Genomic DNA, 21,088 nt, shown 5'->3' with positions numbered 1-21,088 from the left:
ACAGGAGGCGGTCGTCGTGGGGTACGCCCAGCAGTACGCGCCCGCGATCATGCGGCGTGGACGGATCGCGATGGAACCCGTCGACTTCACACCAGACTGGGGCGACGCGCCGCGGAAGGGCAAGTTCTACCCTGGTGTCGACTCGCTTCCGCTGCCCGTCGACGCTGCGCCCTCGGGCACGGCCGATGCGGGGCTGTCCGCCGGCGCCGAACCGGGGGAGACCGGCTTCACGCTCTCCACGCTCGCCGGCATGCTGCACGACTCCTACGCGCTGCTCGGTCGGCGGCTCGGCGTCCAGGCCAACACCGACCTGCCTGCCCTGCCCTCCTACGCGCACGCCAACTGGTTCCGTGGCACGGCGTCCGGCGGAGGGCTCTATCCGTGCAGCATCTACTGGATCTGCGGGCCGAACGGTCCGGTGACCCCGGGGATCTACTACTACTCGACGCAGCGTCACGCGATGCAGCCGCTGGCGCTCGGCGACGCCAGCGGCGAGGTGCGGGCGGCGCTGGGCGCTCTGCCCGAGGCCGCGCGGACCGACCAGTTCCTCGTCGTCGGGATCAAGTACTGGCAGAACGCGTTCAAGTACAACAGCTTCGCTTACCACGCGGTCACGATGGACGTGGGGACGACGCTGCAGACCTGGACGATGTGGGCCCGCGCCGAGGGGCTTCGGATCGAACCGGCCCTCTGGTTCGACGAGCAGCGGCTGGCCCGGTTGCTCGCACTGCCCGACGGTGAAGAGAGCGTGTTCGCTGTCGTGCCCCTGGCTTGGCAGGGCGCACGCGGGGGAGCCGGTCCGGCGCCGTCGCACCCGCCGGTTGTCACCCACGCCGATCGGGAGCGGTCCCACCGGGTGTTCACGTTCGACAGCGTCGAACGGATGCACACCGCGGCCTCCGGCGCCACGGTCCGGCCCGATCCCGGCGCCTTGCGCACGGCCGCGGCCGCGCCCCGGGTCCCTGCTGCTCCGGACCTCCCGCTGCCCGCTCCGGCGCTGATGCCGATGAGCATGCGTGCCGCCCTGCGGCGTCGGCGCAGCAGCTTCGGCCGGTTCGAGGCCGCGCGGCCGATCAGCAGCGCGGAGTTGGCGGCGCTGCTGGCCACGAGCGCCGGTACGCGCATCGACTGCGACGTGAACCGCCCGGACACCCCGTCGCTCTCGAAGCTCTACGCCTTCGTCAACCACGTCGACGGCGTCCCACCCGGCGCGTACGAGTACGAAGCCGCCGAGAACACGCTGCGGCTGGTCAAGGCCGGGCCACCGGGCGAGTTCGTCGAACGCAACTACTTCCTCGCCAACTACAACCTGGAGCAGGCCGCCGCGGTCCTGGTGCCGACGGTCCGCACAGCGGCGGTCCTCGCCGCGCTCGGCGACCGGGGCTACCACTTGGTCAACGCGACGATCGGCGCGATCGCGCAAGCCTGTTACACGGCCTCCGCGGCGTTGGACATCGGCTGTGGAGTCGCCCTGGGGTTCGACAACATCTCCTACATCGAGGAGCTGGATCTCGCCGATAGCGGCGAGCAACCGCTGCTCATCATGCTCGTCGGTCACGAGCGCTCGCACCCGGCGGATTTCCGTTATGAACTCGTCTGAGCCGCGGAACGGCGCGACGCCGTACGCACCGCTGTTCATGCTCCGGGTCGCCGGTCTGCCGGCGTCCGTCGTGCACCCGCTGCGCTGCCCGGACAGCACCTCCTGGGCGGAGGAGATGCTCCGCGAGGAGGCCGCCCTGTGCGCCCGGGGCACCGAGCTGGCCGACGCACTGCACGACCTGATCGCCGGAAACGACGACGAGGAGAGCCGCCGCGGTCTGCTGCGGCTGCGTCGCCAGGTGCACCGCGGCACGCTCCCGGCGGCCCCTGCCGACGCGTCGGCGCTCGTCTCGGCCCTCGACGACAAAGCCGCCGTCCTGTTCGAGGAGTGGATCACCGCACTCCGGCTGGTCGCGGAGCTCGACACGTCCGGACCGGACCGGATCGCGAGGGAGCTCGTCGCCAGCCGCTACGAACTGCGGCGCCTGGCCGACGAGGAGCGGCTCCTGCTGGCACTCCCGCTGGCCTCGCCCACCCTGGCCGGTCAGCTCCGGACGCTTGCCCCGGACGCCCTGGTCAAGGCCGACAAGCGGGCACGCAGGCTGGAGCAGTCCCTGCTCGCGTACCTCTACCGCACCGCCTGCAAGACGAGCCCGTTCAGCACGTTCACCGGGGTGGGGCTCGGCCGGGCGACGTCCGTGCGGCCCACGGATGACCTCACCGACGGAGCCCGGGTCACGGTGCCCGAGGACTGGTCGAGCCACGCGCGGATCAACGTCGTCGTACTCGGCCGCCTGGCCGAGGCGATCTTGGCCGATCCGCCGCGGCGCGGTGATCTGCCGGTCGAGCTCGCACCCGGCTGGCGCCGCGACGACGACCGGATCCGCTACGTACGCCGATCGGTGACGACCGGCGACGACAGCGCGTCGGTCAGCTTCGACACCGTCCAGGACCAGATGTTCTTCCTGCGCCGCAGCGGCATCCTCGATCGGCTCTTCGACGTCTTCGCCGAGCGCCCGGCGCTCCGCTGCGGCGACGTGGTGCGCTGGCTGGCGACCCAGCAGGGTGCCCGGCCGGAGGAGTGCGAACGCTATCTCTCGACCCTGCTCGACCTGGGCATGCTGCAAGTTCGGTGCCTGCACATCGACGTCCACACCCCGGAACCGCTGCGCGCGATGCGAGACGCGCTCCGCGGCCTGGACCGGCCCTGGGCGACCGAACTCGCCGCGGGGCTGGCCGCACCGATCGGGCACCTCGACCGGTACCCGACCGCCGACGCGGCCACCAGGCGAGCTCTGCTGACCGCGCTGCGCGCCGACCTGCAAGGGCTGGTGCGTGGACTGGGCAGCGAGGACGCCACCATGCCGCAGACCCTGCTCTACGAAGACGTGCGGGTCGCCGACCGTGCCCTCGGTCTCGACCTCGCCGCGTGGATGCGGCTCGTCGGCCCGGCCCTCACCGCGGTCGAGCGGATCCTCCCGGTCTTCGACCGCACGCTGGCCCACCGGATCACGTTCAAGGGCTTCTTCCTGGCCCGGTTCGGCACCGGCGGGGAGTGCGCCGACGTGCTCCAGCTCGTCGCCGACTTCCACGAGGACTTCTACGACCAGTACGCCTCCTTCACCGCCGACCGGCGCCCCTTCGACGACGACGGGGAGTACGTGCCGGAGGAGAACTGGATGCGGCTGCCCGAGATCACCGCGCTGGACGAGGCCCGCAGGCACTTCGTCGCCGGCATGCGGGCGCTCTGGGCCCGATCCCAGCCGGACGGGGAGGTCTACCTCGACGACGAGCTGGCCGCGGACGTCGCACGACGGCTGGCGCCGATCGCCGGTGCCACGATCGCGCAGAGCCACTTCCTCCAGCTCGCCGTCCGGAACCCGGACCCGCTCGTCGTCCTGAACCAGTCGTACGGCGGCCTGTCGTTCGCGTTCAGTCGGTTCACGCACTGTTTCGACGACGGTGCGGGCTTCGGGGCCCCCACCGGCCTCTCCGACGAGCTGCGGCACACCGGCCGGGCGATCCAGCCCTCCGGCGCGGTCTTCGCCGAGGTCACCGGCGGCGCTGCGACGACCAACCTCAACCTGCACGGCCGGCTCACCGACTACGAGATCGTCTGTCCCGGGGAGCACAGCTGCGCGCCACCGGAGCGGCAGATCGCCCTGGACGACCTCATCCTCGTCCACGACCCGGTCCAGGACCGGTTGGTGCTGCGCTCGCGCCGGCTCGGCCGGGAAGTCGTCCCGCTCTACTTCGGCTACTTGATCCCATCGGTGCTCCCCGAGGTGCCGCGGACGCTGCTGTTGCTCTCGCCCAGCTCGATGGGGCACCTGGACCTCTGGGGCGGGGTACCGGCGGCGGAGCCCTGCGAGGGCGTGACGAGCCGGCCCCGGGTGCGGATCGGCAGCCTAGTGCTCAGCCGACGGAGCTGGCGGGTCACCGCGGCGGACCTCCCGATCCGCGCGCCCGGCTCGCCGGACCACACGTGGTTCCTCGGCTGGCAACGCTGGCGCGGCGTCCACGGCCTGCCGCGGCAGGTGTTCGTCAGCGTCCAGGCCGGCGACGGCGGACCGCTGCCGGCCAAGCCGCAGTACCTCGACTTCGACAGTTACCTGTCGCTGTCGACGTTCGAACGTCTCGTCAAATCCGGGGCGGACCGCGTCGTGCTGCGGGAGATGCTGCCGCAGCACGACGACCTCCACGTCCGTTCCGGGCGCGGGGATCACGTCGCCGAGCTGGCGATCCAAACCCATTGGCGGCAGTGATGACGCTCCCCGCACATGCCCCGTCCCACCCGGTGTCCGTCGCCGGTGACTGGCAGGCCATCCACATCTTCTACGCCGCGAACGCGCAGCCGTTGCTGGTCCACTGTGTGCGGCCACTGGTCCGTGAGCTCACCGAGGACGGGCTGATCTCCGGCTATTTCTTCATCAACTACTGGCTGGAAGGGCCGCACGTCCGGTTGCGACTCCGGCCGGTGTCGGCCGACGCCACTGACGAGGTTCGCGAGCGCAGCGCGGCGGCGATCGAGGCGTTCCTTCGTCGTCGCCCCGCGCTCTACGAGATGGGCGGCGGCTTCCTCAGCGAGCTGTACAACACGCTCTTCGCCCTGGAGTACCCGGGCGGCCCGCCGCCGGACCTGGTCGACGCGGACGGCCAGATGCTGCTGCGCCCGAACAACTCGTTCTCGTTCCGGCCGTACGAACCCGAGTACGACAAGTACGGCGGTCCGGCCGGCACGGCGCTCGCGGAGTGGCATTTCCAGCACTCCAGCGACGTCGTCCTGAACTCCATGCGCAGCATGAACCTGCACCTGCGACCGATCCTGTTCGGGGTGTCCGCGCAGCTGATGATGGTGATGGCCGGCTGCTTCCTGAAGGACCGGGCCGCGGTCGTCGCGTTCCTGGAGAAGTACCTGCAGTTCTGGCACCGGGCCTTCGCCGGAACCAACTTCATCGGCACCGGGGAGTACGAGCGCCAGTACGGCGCGATGGCCGCCGGCGTCGGGCGCCGGTTCACCCACACCCTCGACGCGCTGGAGAGCGGACAGACCGAGCGCCTGCCGATGTTCCTGCAGGGCTGGGCAGTGCACTGCCGAGAGCTGAGCGCCCGGGTGCAGGACCTCGCGAGCCGCGGCGAGCTGGTCTTCGGCTCGTGGGACGGTACCGGTCAGGAGCGCCTGACCGACCCGGACGCCGTCGCGGAGAAGCTGCTCTCGCCGTACCTGCACATGACCAACAACCGCTTCCACGTGACGATCCGGGACGAGGCCTACCTGGCCTACCTCCTCGGACGGTCGCTGAGCGAGCCGCCGGCCCGTACCGACGAGTCACCGTGAGCACCGCGGCCCTGCTCGACGCGCAGCCGCGGTTACGCCGCGACGTGCTGCTCGGCGGGGCGGTGCTGCGCGGACCCGGTGAGATCTACCGCGTCAAAGACCTGCGGAGCGGACGCGCGTTCGAGGTCAGCGGCAAGGAGCACTTCCTCCTCGAGCGGCTGGACGGTACCCGCAGCCTCGCCGCGATCGGCGACGACTACGCCGCCGTGTTCGGCCGCCGGCTCGGTGAGGCGCACTGGCGGCAATTCGTCGGGCTGCTCGCCGCCCGCGAGCTGCTCGTCCCGGGAGACGAGCCGCATACCGCGACGCCCGAGGCGAGCGAGCCGTCGGCGCCGGGGATCGTCGTGGCGGCGCAGCGGCTAGTCGGCTTCGCGATCACCGGCGGCGTCCTCTGGCCGCTGCTCGGGATGGTCGTGGCCATGGAGCTCTACCTCGCGCTGCACCTGGGCGAGCTGCTCGACGGCGGGCGGTGGCTGCTGGAGCGACCACTGCTGCTGATCGGCGTCGCCGGGCTCGTCTGGTTCAGCGCGGCACTGCACGAGCTGGGACACGGCCTCGCGGCCAGGCACTTCGGCTGCCCGGTGACGGGCATCAGCCTGCTGACGCTGCGCTGCACCGTCGACAGCTACCTCTACCTGCGCTCGCCGCTTCGGCAGATCGTCATCGCGGGGTCGGGCGCACTGGTCAACGCAGCGCTGCTGCTGCCCATCGCGGTCGTGTGGGTGGTGCTGCCGACGTCGTCCGAGGCCCGACCGGCGCTGGCCGGCCTGCTGCTCGTCGGCAGTGCCCAGGCGATGCTGAACCTGATCCCGCTGGCTCCGCTGGACGGGTACAAGATGCTCGGCCACGGCCTCCGGGTCGCGCATCTGACGACCGAGAGTCGCCGGTTCGTCCACCTACTGCTGCGTCGCGCGGTCGGGCGCGGCCCTGGTGCCGCCGCGTACCGGTCGAAGGCTCGGCTCCTCTACGGCCTGTACGCACTGTTCGGCGTCGTCGCGGCCACCGGCGCGGCGGTGGGAGTGCTGCTGGCCTGCCGCCGGCTGGTCACGGAGCGGTTCGGCTCACCCGGCGTCGTGATCACGATCGCGGTTCTCTCGATGACGCTGGCCGGCTGGCTGGCCCGCCCGGCGGACTCGCGCACCCGCCCTACCACCCCGAAGGAAGAGATCCGATGAGCACATCGATGAACAGCGACGCTGTCGTCCTGACAGACGTCCGGAAGCAGTACGGCGAGGTACGGGCACTGGCGGGCATCTCACTCGTCGTGCACCGGAGCGAGTTCTTCGGTCTCGTCGGACCCAACGGCGCCGGCAAGACGACGCTGATCGAGATCATGGAGGGCCTCCGGGAGGCCGACGCCGGGACGGTCGCCGTCCTGGGCATGGCCCCGGTGCCGCGGACGGTGCCCCTGCTGCGCCGGATCGGCGTGCAGACCCAGAGCTCCGCGTTCTTCCCCCGGCTGAGCGCACGCGAGCACCTGGAGACGGTCGCCGCGCTCTACGGCGCGCCGCCGGAGGCGGTCGACCGGACGCTGGCACTGGTCGGCCTCACCGGCGCCGCCGACACCCGGGTGAAGGCGATCTCCGGCGGCCAGCGACAGCGGTTGGCCATCGCCTCCGCGCTCACCCACGATCCCGAGGTCCTCTTCCTGGACGAGCCGACGGCTTCGCTGGATCCGCAGGCTCGCCGCGAGCTGTGGACGACGCTGCGGGGGCTGCAGGCCGCCGGGAAGACGATCATCTACACCACGCACCACCTCGACGAGGCCGACGCGCTCTGCGACCGGGTCGCGATCATCGCCGACGGCGCCGTCGTAGCCCTCGGCAGTCCGCGCGATCTGATCGGCGGCTCCGCATTGCCGTCCAAGGTGCTGCTCGCGGCCGACCGGCTGAGCGTGGCGGATGCCCTACTGCTCGACGGTGCCGAGGACGCCGTCGTCGAGGGCGACAGCCTCGTCATCTCGACCACGTCCGGAGGTCGGCTGCTGACGGCGGTCGGCGGCGCGGTCGGGCTCGACGGTGTCGAGACCCGCACGGTGACGCTGGAAGACATCTATCTGGAGCTCACGTCATGACCGCTTACTCCGCCCTCACCAAGGCCGCCTATCGGGGCTCCACCCGCGACGCCACGACGGTGTTCTTCACGTTCGCCTTCCCGCTGATCTTCCTCGTCGTTTTCGGCCTGATCTTCCAGGGTCAGCAGGTCGAGGACACCTCCGTCAACTACATCACCTACATCGCGCCGGGCGTACTGTCCTGGGGGCTGGCCAACGCCGCGCTCTTCACCGTCGCCTTCACGCTCATGCAGTGGCGCAATGACGACCTGCTGCGGCTGATCCGGATGACCCCGGCGCCGCTGTGGTCGGTGCTCGCGTCCCGGTTCGTGGTGGCACAGTTCATCGGCGTCCTGCAAGCCGTGCTCTTCGTCGGGGTGGCGATGCTGCCGTTCCTCGGCATGAGCTTGGACCCTCGCTGGCCACTGGCCCTGCCGATCCTGGTGCTCGCGATCGCCACGTTCCTCGCGCTCGGCCTGATCGTCGGCGCCCGGACCAAGACCCCGGAGGCCGTCGCCGCCGTGGCCAACTGCGTGATCGTGCCGATGGCGTTCCTCTCCGGCTCGTTCTTCCCACTCCACCTCATGCCGGGATTCCTCCAGGTCATCTCCAAGGTGCTGCCGCTGCGCTACGTCAACGACGGCATGTCGTACGCCCTCGCCGGCCGCGGCACTCTGGCCGACTACGGCATCGCCTGTGCGGCGCTCGCCGGCTTCACGATCGTGTTCGGTGCGATCGGCATGCGCATGTTCCGCTGGAGCAACCAGCCGTGACCGTGCTGGCCGAGCGGGTGAGCCGCGACGAGTCCCCGCTCGCCGCGACCGCGGTCGAGCTGCGGCACGCGCTGCTCGACCGGTACGACGGCACCGAGCCCGGGCTCCCGCGCCCGGACGTGGTGGCGCTCGGCGCCGCCGACGTCCTGGCCCGGCCGGAGCCGGCACGGGGGTCGGCCAACGTCCACCTGACCGCGAGCGCGGTCCTGATCGGACCGTGGGGCGCCAACGGCGGCCCGCCGCGGGCCTGCGGGCACTGCCTCGGGGCGCGATGGCAGCGGCTGCGCTCGCGCTCGGAACGCGACGCGCTGGAGACCGGCGACGCGACGTGCGGGGGCGTCGGCTGGCCGCTGCTGTCCGAGTACCTCACCGACGCCGTCTGGCACCTCTACCGAGCGGTGATGACCGGCGGCCGAGCCGACTCCGCACTCGCCCAGGTGTCGTGTCTGGAGTTCGCGACGCTGCGGACGAGGACCTACCCCCTGCTGGCCGATCCGCTCTGCCCGACGTGTCCGCGTCCGGCCGGTCCACCGGTCGAGCCGGGGCTGCGCCGCCGGCTCAAGCCCGCGCCGGACGTCTACCGGTTGACGTCGGTGGACGACTACGCGTTGCCGACGACGGCGTTGGTCAATCCCGTGTGCGGTGCGCTCTGCGCCGGCACGGTGCTCAATCTGACCTCACCGACCACCGCGCCGGTGACCGGGAGCGTGTTCGTGCGGAGCTACGCCGGTCTGGTCGACGTGACCTGGAGCGGTCAGGCGAACTCCGTGGCCGCCAGTCGTGGGTTGGCCACGCTGGAAGGTCTGGAGCGCTACGCCGGCACCCATCGTCGCCGGGCCCCGGAGCCGATCCTCGACTCCTACCGTGCGCTCGGGGACACGGCCCTCGACCCGGCTGACTGCGGCCTCTACGCGCCGGAGACCTACCGGGACGACCCGACGACGACGGTCTTCTCCGCCGATCGTCGTATTCCGTGGGTACGCGGCTACTCGCTGCGCGACGACCGGCCGATCCTGGTGCCGCGGAGGCTGTGCCACTACAGCGCCGGTGCGGTCGGCGACAACTTCGTCTTCACCACGTCCAGCGGGTGCGCGGTCGGGAGCTGCCTGGAAGAGGCGATCCTCTTCGGACTGCTCGAGTTGATCGAGCGGGACGCCTTCCTGCTCGGCTGGTACGGGGGTGCCCGGCTCGCCGAGATCGACCTCGCGTCGTCCGCCAGCCCGACGCTGCGCGCCATGGTCGACCGGGCCGAACTCCGGGGCTACGACGTCCGCGCGTTCGACAACCGGGTCGACCTCGCGGTACCGGTCGTCACCGGGCTGGCCGTCCGGCGCGACGGAGGGCCGGGCACGTTGTCGTTCGCGGCGGCGGCGAGCCTGGACCCGGAGACCGCGGTGGAGTCGGCGCTCGCCGAGGTGCTCACGTACATCCCCCAGATGCCGCGGCAGGTCGCGCAGCGGTGGGCGGAGCTCGAAGCGATGGCCGAGGACTACGGCAATGTCCGTCAGCTCGTCGACCACTCCGGTCTGTTCGGGCTGCCGCGCATGCGAAAACAAGCGCAGCGCTACCTCGACCGGCGGGAGCCGATGCCGATGCACGAGCTCTACCCCGCCGGATCCGGCACCGGGTTCGACCTTCTCGCCGACCTGCGGCACTGCCAGGCGGAGCTGACGCGGGCCGGGTTCGACGTGATCGTGGTCGATCAGACCACGCCCGAGCAGGAGTGGATGGGGCTGCACAGCGTCTGCATGATCGTCCCCGGCCTGCTGCCGATCGACTTCGGCTGGTCACGACAGCGTGCGCTGCGGATGCCCAGGCTCCGCACGGCGTTCCGCCGGGCCGGCTGGCGCGCCGGCGATCTCACCGAGGAGGAGATCCACCGGGTGCCGCATCCGTTTCCCTGAACCGGGGCGGCCGTGCGGACTGAACCGGGGCGGCCGCGTGGACTGAACCGGGGCGGCCGCGTGGACAGCGAAAGGCCGCCCACCTGTAGCGGTGGACGGCCGTCGAATTTCCTGCCAGATCAGGCGCTGCAGCTCGTCGTCGAGGTGGTGCTGCTGGTCGTGCTGGTCGTGGCCGACGAGGAGCAGGACGCGAGGATCGCCTCGGAGGCATCCGCGTAGTCGGAGATCGAGAACGTCTCAGACTCCAGTTCGAGCAGCTCGGAAGCGAGAGAGGTGAGGTTGTTGCTGAACGGGACGAGACTATTCGAGTTCATTGCTTCTCCTAGCTGGAGCGACCGGGCCGATGTAACGGCGGGTGTCGCTGTAACCGTGCATAGCTATTGCATCCCGAGGCGCTCACCGAACGCCCTGGCATCCGCTGTCAGTTGGCTGTCACCCGAAACGCGTCCGGTGCGGCGCGGCACCCCCGGAGCCCTCCGGTGACCGCGGCGGGGCCCGTGGCGCCCGCCGGCGCGCGGTCCGTCCTGACCGAGGCGACCGCCCTCTACCTGGATCTGCACGCCCACCCGGAGCTGTCCGGGGCGGAGCGACGCACGGCCGGGCGGCTGGCCGGGTGGCTGGCGCGGGACGGACTGCGGGTCACCGGCGACGTCGGTGGGCACGGCGTGGTGGGGATCCTCGACAACGGACCCGGCCCGGTGGTGATGCTGCGGGCGGAGTTGGACGCGCTGCCCGTGGCCGAACAGACGGGCCTGCCGTACGCCAGCGCGGTCACCGCCACCGGTGCCGACGGACTCCCGGTACCGGTCATGCACGCCTGCGGGCACGACCTCCACGTCGCCGCGCTGGCCGGTGCCGCCCGGCGGCTGGTGGCGGGCCGGGATCACTGGCAGGGCACCCTGCTGGTCGTCGGCCAGCCGGCGGAAGAGACGCTCGAGGGCGCTCGCGACATGCTCGAGGACGGGCTCTTCGAACGCTTCGGCCGACCTGACGTGGTCCTCGCCCAGCACACCGCACCGCTTCCGGCCGGCATGCTCGCGCACGGCATCGGCGTGATGACGGCCGGCAGCACCACGATCGAGGTGGTCATCCACGGCCGGGGGAGCCACGCCGCGACGCCCCATCTGGGCATCGACCCGGTGGTCGCCGCCGCGGCGACCGTGTTGCGGCTGCAGACGATCGTCGCTCGCGAGTTCGCGGCCGCGGAGCAGGTGGTCCTCACCGTCGGGTCGCTGCACGCCGGTCACCGGAGCAACGTGCTGCCGGACAGCGCCAGCCTGAGCATCACGGTGCGGGCCCTGAGCGAGGCCACGTTGACCCGGCTCCGCGCCGCCGTGGAGCGCGTCGTGCGGGCGGAGTGCGCCGCCTCCGGCTGCGTGGAGCCGCCGGAGGTGCGGATCGCCACCGCGTCGCCGGTGAACGTGCCCGATCCGGAGGCGACGGCGGTGACCCGGGCGGCGCACGAGGGGCTGGTCGGCTCGGAGCGGCTGGCGGTCTGGCCACCGTCGATGGCGACTGAGGACTTTCCGCACTACGCGTCGGCCGGGGCGGCCACGGTTTACTGGATGCTCGGATCGGCCGGCCGCCGGCAGGTGACCGAGGCGCCGGGCCACTCGATGGCGGAGCGACTGGCGGCTCTGCCGGCGAACCACTCGCCCCGCTTCGCACCGGACGTGCGGCAAACGCTGCCGACCGGGGTCGCGGCGATGGTGACGGCGGCCCTGGCTCACCTGGCTAGGCCGTAGACTGCCTCTCGTCGGCTGAGCTGATGGCCGTCCGGACAGTGGATTGCGCCGCTTCGAGATGCCTAGCTCACGCGGAGGCCGGCCGGGGCCAGTCGGGAGATTCTCTTCGGCGGGATCGAAGTTGCCAGATTCCCCGGACCTAGCCCCCCGCCGCTCGTTGTCCGTAGTCAGGTTGGCTGTAGGCGCTGGCCCGCAGTTCCCAGAGCTGGAGCACGTCCTGAAACTGGTGGTAGCGCCAGGTCGCCTGCGCTGCGTCGAGGGCGGCCCGGTAGTCGTGGAGGAATCGCTCGCGCTGATCGGGCGGCAGTCGCCGGACGATGTCGTCGGGGTTGGGGCCCGTGCTGCTCGGCGGGCTGTGCGGTCATCGCAGGCCTGCGCGCAGCCATCCCGTTGGCGTGCCCATGGGACCGACGTCGCCGAAGAAATTCAGGTGGTCGGCACCCAGAATCGCAGCTTCTCGCCACGCTGATCGTCGAAGGTGCCGCGGTTGGCCTCGATCACCTTCCGCGAGGCGACGTTCGAGGCATCGCACGTCACCAACGCCGAAGCGATGCCCAGACCGTGCGCCACGGACAACGCGGCACGCAACATGGCGGTGGCATGGCCACGCCGTCGCGCGGACGGCCGCACGTCGTATCCGATGTGGCCGCCGACCTCGAACAGGTGCGGGGTCAAGCGGTGCCGGATCGCGACTCGACCCAGGTAGTCGTCATCCTCGATCCACCACAGCGTGGTCGACGGCACGAAGCCCTCGGGCCGGGGAGAGTCCTCCAGCGCTTGCGCCCGCAACCAGCCGACGTACTCGGCGAAGCCCTCGCGCGTCGGCCAGCGGTCCGCGAACTCGCGTAACTCTTTGCTGATCATGGTGTCGTCGCCGACGTCGCCTCGTCCTTCGTCGCGGAACTCGGCCATGGCAGCAAGGAACGATCGATGCACCCGTTCGACCGGAGAGCTCAGCTGCGGCACGGTGACAGGAATATCGACTTCGTGCGGCCTGCGCATCCTCATTTCGGCCGGGCGCGCCCTCAGGGCGGACATGTGGATTCAGCGGCCTCGCGGAGCGGTATTAGCCTCCGCTGCATGCCCGATGATCACGTGTACGGTGTGCGGCTTCTCGTCCCGGGGACCGCGGCGACTCCGGCTCAATGGCAGGACTCGCTCGGACGTTCCGGTCTGACGCTGGACGACCAGTCGCTCACCTCGCCGGACCTCGGATTTCGCGCGCTGGTGGAGTGGGTGGAGAACGACGGTTCGTTCGGCCAGGCATTCGGTTACGGCACGATGTCGGCGGAGGAGCAGTCCGCGGTCGCCGGGGCCGGCAGTGCCTTGGTGCTGGATCTGCCGGTGTACCTCGGTGCGGCGGCGCGAGAAGTGGCGACGCTGATCGCCGCGCTGGGCCAGGCCGGGGCGCTGGGCGTGCGGCTCGAACAGTCGAAGCTGGGCTGGCCGGTCGCGCACTGGCTTCGGGCGCTGGAGGGCGGAGACCCGGGGATGCTCTACCGCTGCGCCGTCGTGGTGCTCCAGGACCGCGGTGTGTTGCGCTCCTGCGGCATGCACGTGTTCGGGTTACCCGATACGCAGGTCGAGGCCGCACCGTCGGAGGCCACCCAGATCCTCGGCACGTTCAACGTGTACCAGCTGGCGGAGGACCCCGTGCTGGTCAGCGGCGATACCTTCCGGCCTGACCTGGACACCCCTCGCCGTCGCCTCGAGCGCTGGCCGGATGACGGGTATCCGCCGGGCCACGCCTGCCACAACCCCTTCGGCATCTGGCGTCTGGGCGCTGAGGGAGGTGAGGCGGATCCGCGGAGCGAACTTCGACCCGTATTCGTGCCCGCGCTGGTGGCCCTCCTGACCGCCGCCGAGGAAAAGGCCGGTCGGCCCCTTCGTCGCGACGAGGTGGAGCGCCTCACCAGCGACGGTAGTTGCGTGATGATGGCCCACGCCGATGCGCAGAAGCTCGAACGCAGCCGCGGCTACGCAGACCTCGAGCCCGAGCACGTCTGGAGGCAGTGGCAGGTCCTGCGCGAGTCCCAAGGCTGACACCGTGAATCGGTGCGCGGTCTGATCGCCGAGGGCCTGACCAACGCCGAGATCGCCGGCCTGCTAGTCCTCGCCGAGACGACCGTCAAAACCCATGTCGGTCGGATCCTGGCCAAACGGAACCTGCGCGATCGGGTCAGCGCTGTCGTCTACGCGTACCGGAGCGGACTGGCACGAGCCGGTTGACCGCGCCGACGCGGAACCGCACCGACGCGGCCGGCTACCCCGGAGCCGCCGTCCCGTCCGGTGCGGTGCCGGCTTCCGGCTGCCGGCGGAAAGCCCCTGGCGCGATGCCGAATTCCCGCTTGAAGGTCTTGGCGAAGGCGAACTCGGAGGAGTAGCCGCAGCCTCGGGCCAGTGTGGACAACGGGGCGTCGGTCGCTCGCAGCATTTTCGCGGCCAGGGTCATCCGCCACCAGGTCAGGTACGCCAGCGGAGGCCTGCCCACGAGCGCGGTGAAGCGCTGCGCGAACACCGTCCGGGACAGCCCGGCCCGCGCGCCGAGCGACTGCACCGTCCACGGCGCTGCCGGGTCGGCATGCATCGCGTGCAGCGCCGCGCTCACGCCCCGATCCGCGAGCGCCGCGGGCCAGCCGGTCGGCGAGCCTGCCGACTGATCGTCGAACCAGGCGCGCAGCAGGTAGAGCAGCAGGAGATCGAGCAGCGCGGACACGCTCGCGGTCGCGCCCGCGCGCGGTTCGGCGAGTTCGGCGCCGAGCAGGTCCACCGCGGCCCGTAGCCGGGTGTGGCGTCCGACGTGGGCCGGCAGGTGCACGATGTCGGGCAGGTCGGCCAGCAGCGGGTGGGGACGCGACCGGTCGAGCAGGTAAGCGCCGCACAGCAACTCGGTGACGGGGCCGCCGGCGCCTGGATCATCCTCGCGGTCGCGCCCACCCAACCGGAACTCGGTGAGCGGGCTGCCGGGCTCGCTGGCGAGAGCGTGCCCGGGCTCCCGGGGCAGGAACACGATGTCGCCGGTGGCCAGCCGCAGCGGCTCGGCGTCGGCCGGCAGTAGCCAGCAGCTACCACCGAGCACGATGTGGAATCCGGCGCCGTCCGTCGGCGGAAAGCGCAGACCCCAGGGCGCGCTCAGCTTGTTGCGGTTCGAGTGGGGACGGCCGGTACGCATCATCGTCACCGCGTCGCTCAGTACGTCCACAGGTGCAGCCTATCCCGGCGTCCGAAAGCAAGAACGATCGAGCATCAAAGTCGGACTGCCGGACATGGTTCGTCCGTCTGCTCCGGTCTTACCGTCGATCGCAGGCACAACAGAGACGATCTACGGAGTACTCATGAAGATCGCAGTCATTGGCGCGAGCGGGTTCACGGGCCGCCTCGTGGTCGCCGAACTCGCCCGCCGCGGTATCGAAGCGGTGCTCGTCGGCCGGAACGCCGAGCGGCTTCGCGCGGCCGCGGACGGTACCGGCTTCGAGATCCGGATCGCCACCATCGACGACCAGATTTCGTTGGACGCGGCGTTCGCGGGCGCCGACGCCGTGATCAACACCGCTGGGCCGTTCGCTCGGCTCGGTGCGCCGGTCATCCGTGCAGCCATCGCCGCCGCCGCGCACTACGTCGACACCACCGGAGAACAGCACTACATCAACGAGGTCTTCGACACCTTCACCGATGCCGCCGCCGATGCGGGGGTTGCGGTCGTGCCGGCCATGGCCGACGACGGCGGACCGAGTGACTTCATCAGCCACCTCGTCGGGCAGACCGCCGGCTCAGTGGACAGCCTGACGGTGGCGCTGTGGTACCGCGACGGCAGCTTGAGCCGCGGGACCCTGCGGTCGCTCGACCCGGACCTGTTGTTCGACGGAGCGCTTCGCTACGAGAACGGCGGATGGGCGACCTACGGGGCGGCGAGCCACGCGGCGTGGCGCTTCCCGAGCGTGGACGAGTTCGTTGGGGTGAGCAAGGCGGCGCTGCCGCCGGTAGCGACGGTGCCCCGGCACGTGCCGGTCGGACGTATGGAGGGTCTGCTCGGCGGCTCGTTCGACGTGCTGAAGGACGGCATCGCCCCCGCGGTCATCGACGCCCTGCCCGAAGGACCCGACGACGAACAACGGCGGCAGGGCAGGTGGACGATCTCGGTCATGGCGTCCGGGCCAGGCGGACGCATCGTGCGTGGCGAGGTCGAGGGCACGGACGGATACGGCAAGACAGCGGTGATCGCGGTGGAGGCAGTGCGGAGACTCGTGGCGGACGGTGCCAAAGCCGGCGTCCTGGCGCCGTCGCAGGCATTCGCCCCCGAATCGTTCATGGACTTCCTGTCCGAGCACGGGGTGCGGTGGCGGGTCACGGAGGGCTGAGCCCCACGACGACGGTCGGAGGCTACGGCTTGAGCGATCGCTCAAAATGCGGCAGGCTCGGATCATGACGCCCCTGCGCACCGTCGACTGCCGGATCGAGCAACGCGTGCTCGTCAACGTTCAGGTCGACCCGGAGGTCGCCGCCCGGCTGCTGCCGGCGCCGTTCCGGCCGCGGCTGGTCCGCGGCGTCGCGGTTGCGGGCATCTGCCTGCTGTGGCTGGAGGCGATCCGCCCGGCCGGTCTCCCGGCGTGGACCGGATTGCGCAGCGCGAACGCCGCACACCGAATCGCGGTCGAGTGGGACGACGGCCCCGCGCCCGGCCACGGCGTCTTCATCCCGCGCTACCGGCACACCGACTCAGCCACCACCGCGCTGACCGGCGGAAGGCTCTTCCCCGGCGTCCATGAGCGCGCGAGCATCAACCGTACGATCGCGCCCGACCGCGTCGACGCCCACCTCTGCAGCGTCACGGGTGACAACGCCGTGATGCTCGCGGGCCCAGTCGTCGACCGCATGCCGCCGGGCTCGGTGTTCGCGGACGTCGACGCCGCGACCGCCTTCTTCGCGCGAGACTCGACCGGCTGGTCACCCGGGCGCCGGCCCGACACGTTGGAGGGCGTCGAACTCCTCGCCGAGCGGTTCACGCTCGCGCCGCTCGGGGTCGAGGCGATGCGATCGACCTACTTCACCGACCCGGAGCGATTCCCGCCAGGCTCCGTCCAATTCGACAGCGCGCTGCTCATGCGCCGGACGCCCGCGCGCTGGCGGGCCCTCACTCCCTGGCGGGCCCTCACTCCCTGGAATGTCCGCGCTCGCGTCGCCGCCTGAGAGGGAACGAGGCGGCGATCAGCGTGGAAGCACCCGCCGGGGGCAGCGACCGGTCCGCGGCGGGTGGTCTGCGGTACGAGGGCCTGGTTGTCGCCGTTTCCGGGTGCCCGCCGAGATGGTTGTCGCGCTGTCCGTGCCATGGTCGGCGCCGGAACGCTGCTCAGCAGCCGTCCGTCTCCGGACTCGGGGCGACCTCGATCCATCCCGCGTGCAGCGGATTCCAGACCGTGGAGGGCTTGACGATGCCTAGACAGAACCCGCGCGCGCGGATATCCCTTATCATGCCGGGGAGAGCCTGCGACGTCGCAGCATTCCAACTATGCAGCTGAATTATCGAGCCATTCTGGAGATCGCAGTTCTGGACGTTCTGACGGATCGGCCGGGCGGAAGTGTAGCTCCAGTCCGCCGGATCGCAATCAGCTCGAACCATCGCCATTCCTTGGTCCCACCCGGCGTCCCAGACCGACTCGTTCGCCCGGTTGAATGGGGGTCGGAAGAGGTCGGGTACGACATTCAGCCGCGCGAGGGCCGCATTGGTGAGCGCGAACTGCTCGCCGATCTCGGGGGCCCCTAGCGTGGTGAGATCCACGTGATCGTACGTGTGGTTGCCGATGACATGCCCCTCGTCGCGCATCCGCCGGACCTGACCCGGTCGGGCCGTCACGTTGGCTCCGATCACGAAGAAGACACCCCGCGCGTTGTTGTTGCGCAGGATGTTCATTACTCTGCCAGCGTTCTCGTCCGGCCCGTCGTCCAACGTCAGCGCAACGTAGTTCCTGGGTGGGTCGGCAGCCCTCGCCGGGAATGCATAAAACCCCAGGCTCATCACGACAACAATGAGTACAGGAATAACGAACCTATTCAACACCGATTCCGTTCCGCTCGAGGCAGTGCCGATCGATGCCCACTATAAAACGCGGATCTAGATTGGACGCCGCGCTTCCGGCACCGGTAACGCGGCACCACCCGGTCTGCCTGCGCACTCAACCGCAGGGCAGGCTGACGTGGAGACGCGTTCCCGCTCCGGCGTGGCTCTTGACCTCGGCCCGGCCGTGCAGGGCGCGGATCCGGTCGTCGACGCCGGCCAGCCCGCCGCCGGGGATCAGCGTGGCGCCGCCGGGCCCGTCGTCGACTACCGTGCCGTGCAGCCATCCGTCGGCTTCGGTGACCTCGATGCGCACTCGGGCGTCCGGCGCGTACTTGGCGACGTTCGTCAGGCCCTCGCACAGCGCGAAGTACGCGGTCGCCTCCACCCTGGGCGGTTGCCGTCCGGCTTCCACGACGAGTTGGACCGCGAGCCCCAGCCGCTCCGCGACGTCCTGCAACGCGGCCGCCAGGCCGTCGGTGTGCAACAGCGGGGGGTGCAGCCCGCGAGCCAGCCCTTCGATCTCGGAGATCGTGGCCAGCACCTCGGCGCGGCACGACGCGACCACCTCGCGGGCCGACTCGGGTAGTCCGTCGTCGGCCAGCCGGCCGAGTTGTTCCGAGAGCGCAGTGAGCTGACGCTGGGCGCCGTCGTGCAAGTCCCTCTGCAGCCGCTGCCGCTCGGCAGTCTCCCGCTCCTCGACCCGGGCCTGGGCGGCCAGCACCTGTTCGAGGTGGGCGGTGGCCACGGCTTGAAGCTGGGCCGTGAGCAGCGCCTGGCTACCTGCGCGGAGCACCGCGTCCACCAGCACCGGACGCAGCCGTAGCCCGTCGTCGACCTCGACCAGGGCCAGCGGCTGCCCGGCGTCGGTACGGACGTCGAGCCACCACCGTCCGGTGGCTCCCGGGCGGCTGGCCGGCCGACGCGCGACGTGGCCGTTCCCGTCGACGTACGCCTGCTCGGTGGGCACCCAGAACAGCAGCCGGAGGCCCGGATCCCGCAGCGCGGTGGCGAGCGCGTTCCGCGCCGTCGCCACCGATGTGGTCGCCGAGGTCATCCGGACGACCCGGTTCGGCGCGTCGACCTCACGCCAGCGTTCCCGCAGTGCTCCGGAGAGCACCGCCAGCGGCAGCAGGATCGAGGCGGTGTTTTGCACGACGAAGAGTGAGAGCAGCGCCTCGAGGTCGGTGTAGGTCTGGGATCGCACGGTGAGCGTGATGGCGGCCGCCGTGAGGCCGGTCGCGATCAGCACCGGGATCGCGCCCGGGCGTTCGGTCCGGGACAGCCGACGGCCGCGGCGCACCAGCAGCGCGAGGTACCACGCCGCCAGCACGAGCTGAGAAATGATGACCGCGGCGACGGTCCGGTCGAACAGCTGGTGGTCCGGGAGCAGCGTCGGCCAGAGCACGTCGCGGGACAGGCCGTTCCACTCCGGGCGCGACACCAGCTCCATCAGGAGCTCACCGACGATCAGCACGCCGATCGCGGCATACACCCAGGAGCGATCGATGCGGTCGTCCAGTCGCCCCGCCGGGTAGGTCAGTACCGCGGCTCCGGAGAGGATCAGACATCCGCCTTCGCAGTAGAACGCGAGCAGCGGCCATGGGCCGCTGTCCCAGGACGCCGTCCAGGCCAGCGAGCCGAAGACGGCCCCGAGCAGGAGCAGCAGACCACTCCGGCGCCGACCGTCACCCGATCCGAGGAGAAGGCCGCCCGCGGCCGCAAAGACCGCGACCGCGGCGACCGAGATCGCCGCGGACACCAGATGCTCGCGCCAGTACGGTGCGCCACACACGACCGTCAGCGCGCCCGCACCCAGTCCGGCCAGCGCTGCGCGGCCGGTGTGCCAAGGGATCGGCGAAACACCGCGCATCGTCTCGCGCCTCCGGGAACGCTCCTGGACGGCCGTTACCGCGGCATCGTACGACCGTCGCCATCCGCACGCCGTCCCGGGGTGAGGGCCGTACGTTGCGCTGCGGCGGGAGAGCAGCTTGCGGTGGATGCCGTGGATCGGCGGATCCTCCATGAGCAACGTGCCCCGTGGGATCTCGATATCGGACTGGATGATCTCCAGGATCGGGCCGCGCGAGGAGGAGAAGGTCTCCCAGTCGAGCAGCCCGCTTTCGATGTCCTGCGACCGAGCCAGCGCATAGAAGTCGTGCTTCTCGTTGTAGTACAGCGGCTCCTCGGCCCGCATCCGCCGGTAGATCGGGTACGGATCACGCGCGATGTCGCGATCGAACGGGTCCCAGTAGACCGGGCTCGCGTTGCTCACTCGGACGCCTCCAAGCAGTGTTACCTGCAGCAAAGTTTGAACACTTAGTAAAACTTTGCACAGATGCGTCGTCCAGGGAGTCCGGGAGACTTGGCAGAATGGAGCCGACCCGAGGGAAGAGGTGCATTGGCGCAACCCCGTCGCCGTCGCGCGGCGACCGAAGAGAAGGTGACGCGCGTCCTCGAGACGGCTGAGGAGATCATGCTGCGCGAGGGCTACGCGGCTGTGACCTCGCGGAGCGTCGCGGCTCGCCTCGGCATCCAGCCGCCCCTCGTGCACTACTACTTCCCGACGATCGACGACCTCTTCGTCGCGCTCCTGCGACGGGTGTCCGAACTCAACGTGGCTCGGCTGACCGCCGTGATGGCATCCGCGCAGCCACTACGCGCCTGGTGGGACCTCGCGTCCGACCCCCGGGGAGCGGGCCTGCTCGTCGAGTTCCTCGCCGCGGCCAATCACCGGCCGGCGTTGAAGCAGGAGATGGGTGAGGTCGCCCGACAGGTGCGACAGATGCAGATGGCTGCGCTGGAGAAGCTCCTGCCGGAGTACGGCCTCGACGCGGACGAGTTCCCGCCGGCACTCATCGCCGCCACCGTGCACGGCATCGGGCTCGGCATCGTCGCCGACGAGGTCGCGGGGTACAGGACCGAGCACGAACAGGCCCGTGCTGCAGTCAGCCGATTGATCGATCGGCTCGAGCAACGGCGCAGCAGTCGGCGTCCGGACTGACGCAACTCGGCGTTCGGGCTCGCGTCAGCCGGCGCTGCGCAGGTCCATGGCGACGATGAACACGAGGATGCTGAGCATCGGCAGGTACCACAGTGCGCGCGTCAGCACGTCGACGGCGGCGGCGGGGATGCGCTCCATCACCCGAGAGTACCCGCCGGCCAACATCGCAGGACGCCTCCG

Annotated in this window: 17 protein-coding genes and 2 pseudogenes; 13 read left to right on the top strand and 6 right to left on the bottom strand. The window is 70.7% G+C overall.

Translation table 11 applies throughout. The features are described from left to right. Nucleotides 1-16: 16 nt before the first annotated feature. Genes ABEB28_RS04000 through ABEB28_RS03970 form a run of 7 tightly spaced genes read left to right on the top strand, consistent with a single transcriptional unit; the run spans nucleotide 17 to nucleotide 10,107 of the window. Nucleotides 17-1,600, top strand: coding sequence for a SagB family peptide dehydrogenase (locus tag ABEB28_RS04000; protein WP_345726566.1), 1,584 nt, complete (start codon nucleotides 17-19; stop codon nucleotides 1,598-1,600). After that, nucleotides 1,587-4,304 carry a lantibiotic dehydratase gene (locus ABEB28_RS03995; RefSeq protein ID WP_345726565.1) on the top strand — a complete coding sequence of 906 codons (2,718 nt, stop codon included), beginning with the start codon at nucleotides 1,587-1,589 and terminating at the stop codon, nucleotides 4,302-4,304. The genes ABEB28_RS04000 and ABEB28_RS03995 overlap by 14 nt, the downstream gene beginning before the upstream one ends. Next, nucleotides 4,304-5,377 carry a lantibiotic dehydratase C-terminal domain-containing protein gene (locus ABEB28_RS03990; RefSeq protein WP_345726564.1) on the top strand — a complete coding sequence of 358 codons (1,074 nt, stop codon included), beginning with the start codon at nucleotides 4,304-4,306 and terminating at the stop codon, nucleotides 5,375-5,377. Before ABEB28_RS03995 ends, ABEB28_RS03990 begins: the two co-directional genes overlap by 1 nt. Then, the gene (locus ABEB28_RS03985) at nucleotides 5,374-6,552 is read left to right on the top strand and encodes a metalloprotease (RefSeq protein ID WP_345726563.1); all 1,179 of its coding nucleotides are present in this window, start codon (nucleotides 5,374-5,376) and stop codon (nucleotides 6,550-6,552) included. The genes ABEB28_RS03990 and ABEB28_RS03985 overlap by 4 nt, the downstream gene beginning before the upstream one ends. Continuing rightward, nucleotides 6,549-7,451 carry an ABC transporter ATP-binding protein gene (locus ABEB28_RS03980; protein WP_345726562.1) on the top strand — a complete coding sequence of 301 codons (903 nt, stop codon included), beginning with the start codon at nucleotides 6,549-6,551 and terminating at the stop codon, nucleotides 7,449-7,451. The genes ABEB28_RS03985 and ABEB28_RS03980 overlap by 4 nt, the downstream gene beginning before the upstream one ends. Further along, a complete protein-coding gene (locus ABEB28_RS03975; protein WP_345726561.1) occupies nucleotides 7,448-8,203 on the top strand; it encodes an ABC transporter permease in 756 nt (251 codons plus the stop codon). The genes ABEB28_RS03980 and ABEB28_RS03975 overlap by 4 nt, the downstream gene beginning before the upstream one ends. Then, nucleotides 8,200-10,107 (top strand): TOMM precursor leader peptide-binding protein, encoded by a 1,908-nt coding sequence (locus tag ABEB28_RS03970; RefSeq protein ID WP_376980812.1) that lies wholly within the window; start codon nucleotides 8,200-8,202, stop codon nucleotides 10,105-10,107. Before ABEB28_RS03975 ends, ABEB28_RS03970 begins: the two co-directional genes overlap by 4 nt. A 119-nt stretch (nucleotides 10,108-10,226) precedes the next feature. Here ABEB28_RS03970 and ABEB28_RS03965 read toward each other — a convergent pair whose 3' ends face one another. Then, a complete protein-coding gene (locus ABEB28_RS03965) occupies nucleotides 10,227-10,421 on the bottom strand; it encodes a thiazolylpeptide-type bacteriocin (RefSeq protein WP_345726560.1) in 195 nt (64 codons plus the stop codon). Nucleotides 10,422-10,586: 165 nt separating this feature from the next. On the opposite strand from ABEB28_RS03965, the gene ABEB28_RS03960 reads away from it, so the two are divergent. Then, nucleotides 10,587-11,852, top strand: a complete 1,266-nt coding sequence (locus ABEB28_RS03960; RefSeq protein WP_376980815.1) for an amidohydrolase — start codon at nucleotides 10,587-10,589, stop codon at nucleotides 11,850-11,852. A 139-nt stretch (nucleotides 11,853-11,991) separates the two neighbouring features. Here ABEB28_RS03960 and ABEB28_RS43010 read toward each other — a convergent pair. Both ABEB28_RS43010 and ABEB28_RS03955 read right to left on the bottom strand, forming a co-directional pair. Then, a pseudogene (locus tag ABEB28_RS43010) lies at nucleotides 11,992-12,189 on the bottom strand (DUF6247 family protein); the annotation flags it as partial. A gap of 89 nt (nucleotides 12,190-12,278) precedes the next feature. Next, nucleotides 12,279-12,818, bottom strand: a complete 540-nt coding sequence (locus tag ABEB28_RS03955; RefSeq protein ID WP_345726593.1) for a GNAT family N-acetyltransferase — start codon at nucleotides 12,816-12,818, stop codon at nucleotides 12,279-12,281. A 114-nt stretch (nucleotides 12,819-12,932) separates the two neighbouring features. Here ABEB28_RS03955 and ABEB28_RS03950 point away from each other — a divergent pair, with 114 nt between their 5' ends. Both ABEB28_RS03950 and ABEB28_RS03945 read left to right on the top strand, forming a co-directional pair. After that, nucleotides 12,933-13,895 (top strand): hypothetical protein, encoded by a 963-nt coding sequence (locus tag ABEB28_RS03950; protein WP_345726559.1) that lies wholly within the window; start codon nucleotides 12,933-12,935, stop codon nucleotides 13,893-13,895. Nucleotides 13,896-13,916: 21 nt separating this feature from the next. Further along, nucleotides 13,917-14,081: pseudogene (locus ABEB28_RS03945) on the top strand (response regulator transcription factor); the annotation flags it as partial. Nucleotides 14,082-14,115: 34 nt separating this feature from the next. Here the strand turns inward: ABEB28_RS03945 and ABEB28_RS03940 are convergent. Next, nucleotides 14,116-15,054: an AraC family transcriptional regulator gene (locus tag ABEB28_RS03940; protein WP_345726558.1), complete on the bottom strand. Its 939-nt coding sequence runs from the start codon at nucleotides 15,052-15,054 to the stop codon at nucleotides 14,116-14,118. A 133-nt stretch (nucleotides 15,055-15,187) separates the two neighbouring features. On the opposite strand from ABEB28_RS03940, the gene ABEB28_RS03935 reads away from it, so the two are divergent. Further along, a complete protein-coding gene (locus ABEB28_RS03935; protein WP_345726557.1) occupies nucleotides 15,188-16,210 on the top strand; it encodes a saccharopine dehydrogenase family protein in 1,023 nt (340 codons plus the stop codon). A 64-nt stretch (nucleotides 16,211-16,274) separates the two neighbouring features. Then, complete coding sequence (locus tag ABEB28_RS03930) at nucleotides 16,275-17,039, top strand: YqjF family protein (RefSeq protein WP_345726556.1); 765 nt, start codon at nucleotides 16,275-16,277, stop codon at nucleotides 17,037-17,039. Nucleotides 17,040-17,199: 160 nt separating this feature from the next. On the opposite strand, the gene ABEB28_RS03925 is transcribed toward ABEB28_RS03930, so the two are convergent. Further along, complete coding sequence (locus tag ABEB28_RS03925; protein ID WP_345726555.1) at nucleotides 17,200-17,865, bottom strand: polysaccharide deacetylase family protein; 666 nt, start codon at nucleotides 17,863-17,865, stop codon at nucleotides 17,200-17,202. Nucleotides 17,866-18,022: 157 nt separating this feature from the next. Next, nucleotides 18,023-20,179: a histidine kinase gene (locus ABEB28_RS03920; RefSeq protein WP_345726554.1), complete on the bottom strand. Its 2,157-nt coding sequence runs from the start codon at nucleotides 20,177-20,179 to the stop codon at nucleotides 18,023-18,025. Nucleotides 20,180-20,347: 168 nt separating this feature from the next. Here ABEB28_RS03920 and ABEB28_RS03915 point away from each other — a divergent pair, with 168 nt between their 5' ends. Beyond that, on the top strand, nucleotides 20,348-20,908 hold the full coding sequence (locus ABEB28_RS03915; protein ID WP_345726553.1) for a TetR/AcrR family transcriptional regulator: 561 nt from the start codon (nucleotides 20,348-20,350) through the stop codon (nucleotides 20,906-20,908). Nucleotides 20,909-21,088 lie beyond the last annotated feature (180 nt).

Source organism: Cryptosporangium minutisporangium (assembly GCF_039536245.1).
GTDB lineage: Bacteria > Actinomycetota > Actinomycetes > Mycobacteriales > Cryptosporangiaceae > Cryptosporangium > Cryptosporangium minutisporangium.
This window is presented reverse-complemented; position numbering and strand designations above follow the sequence as displayed.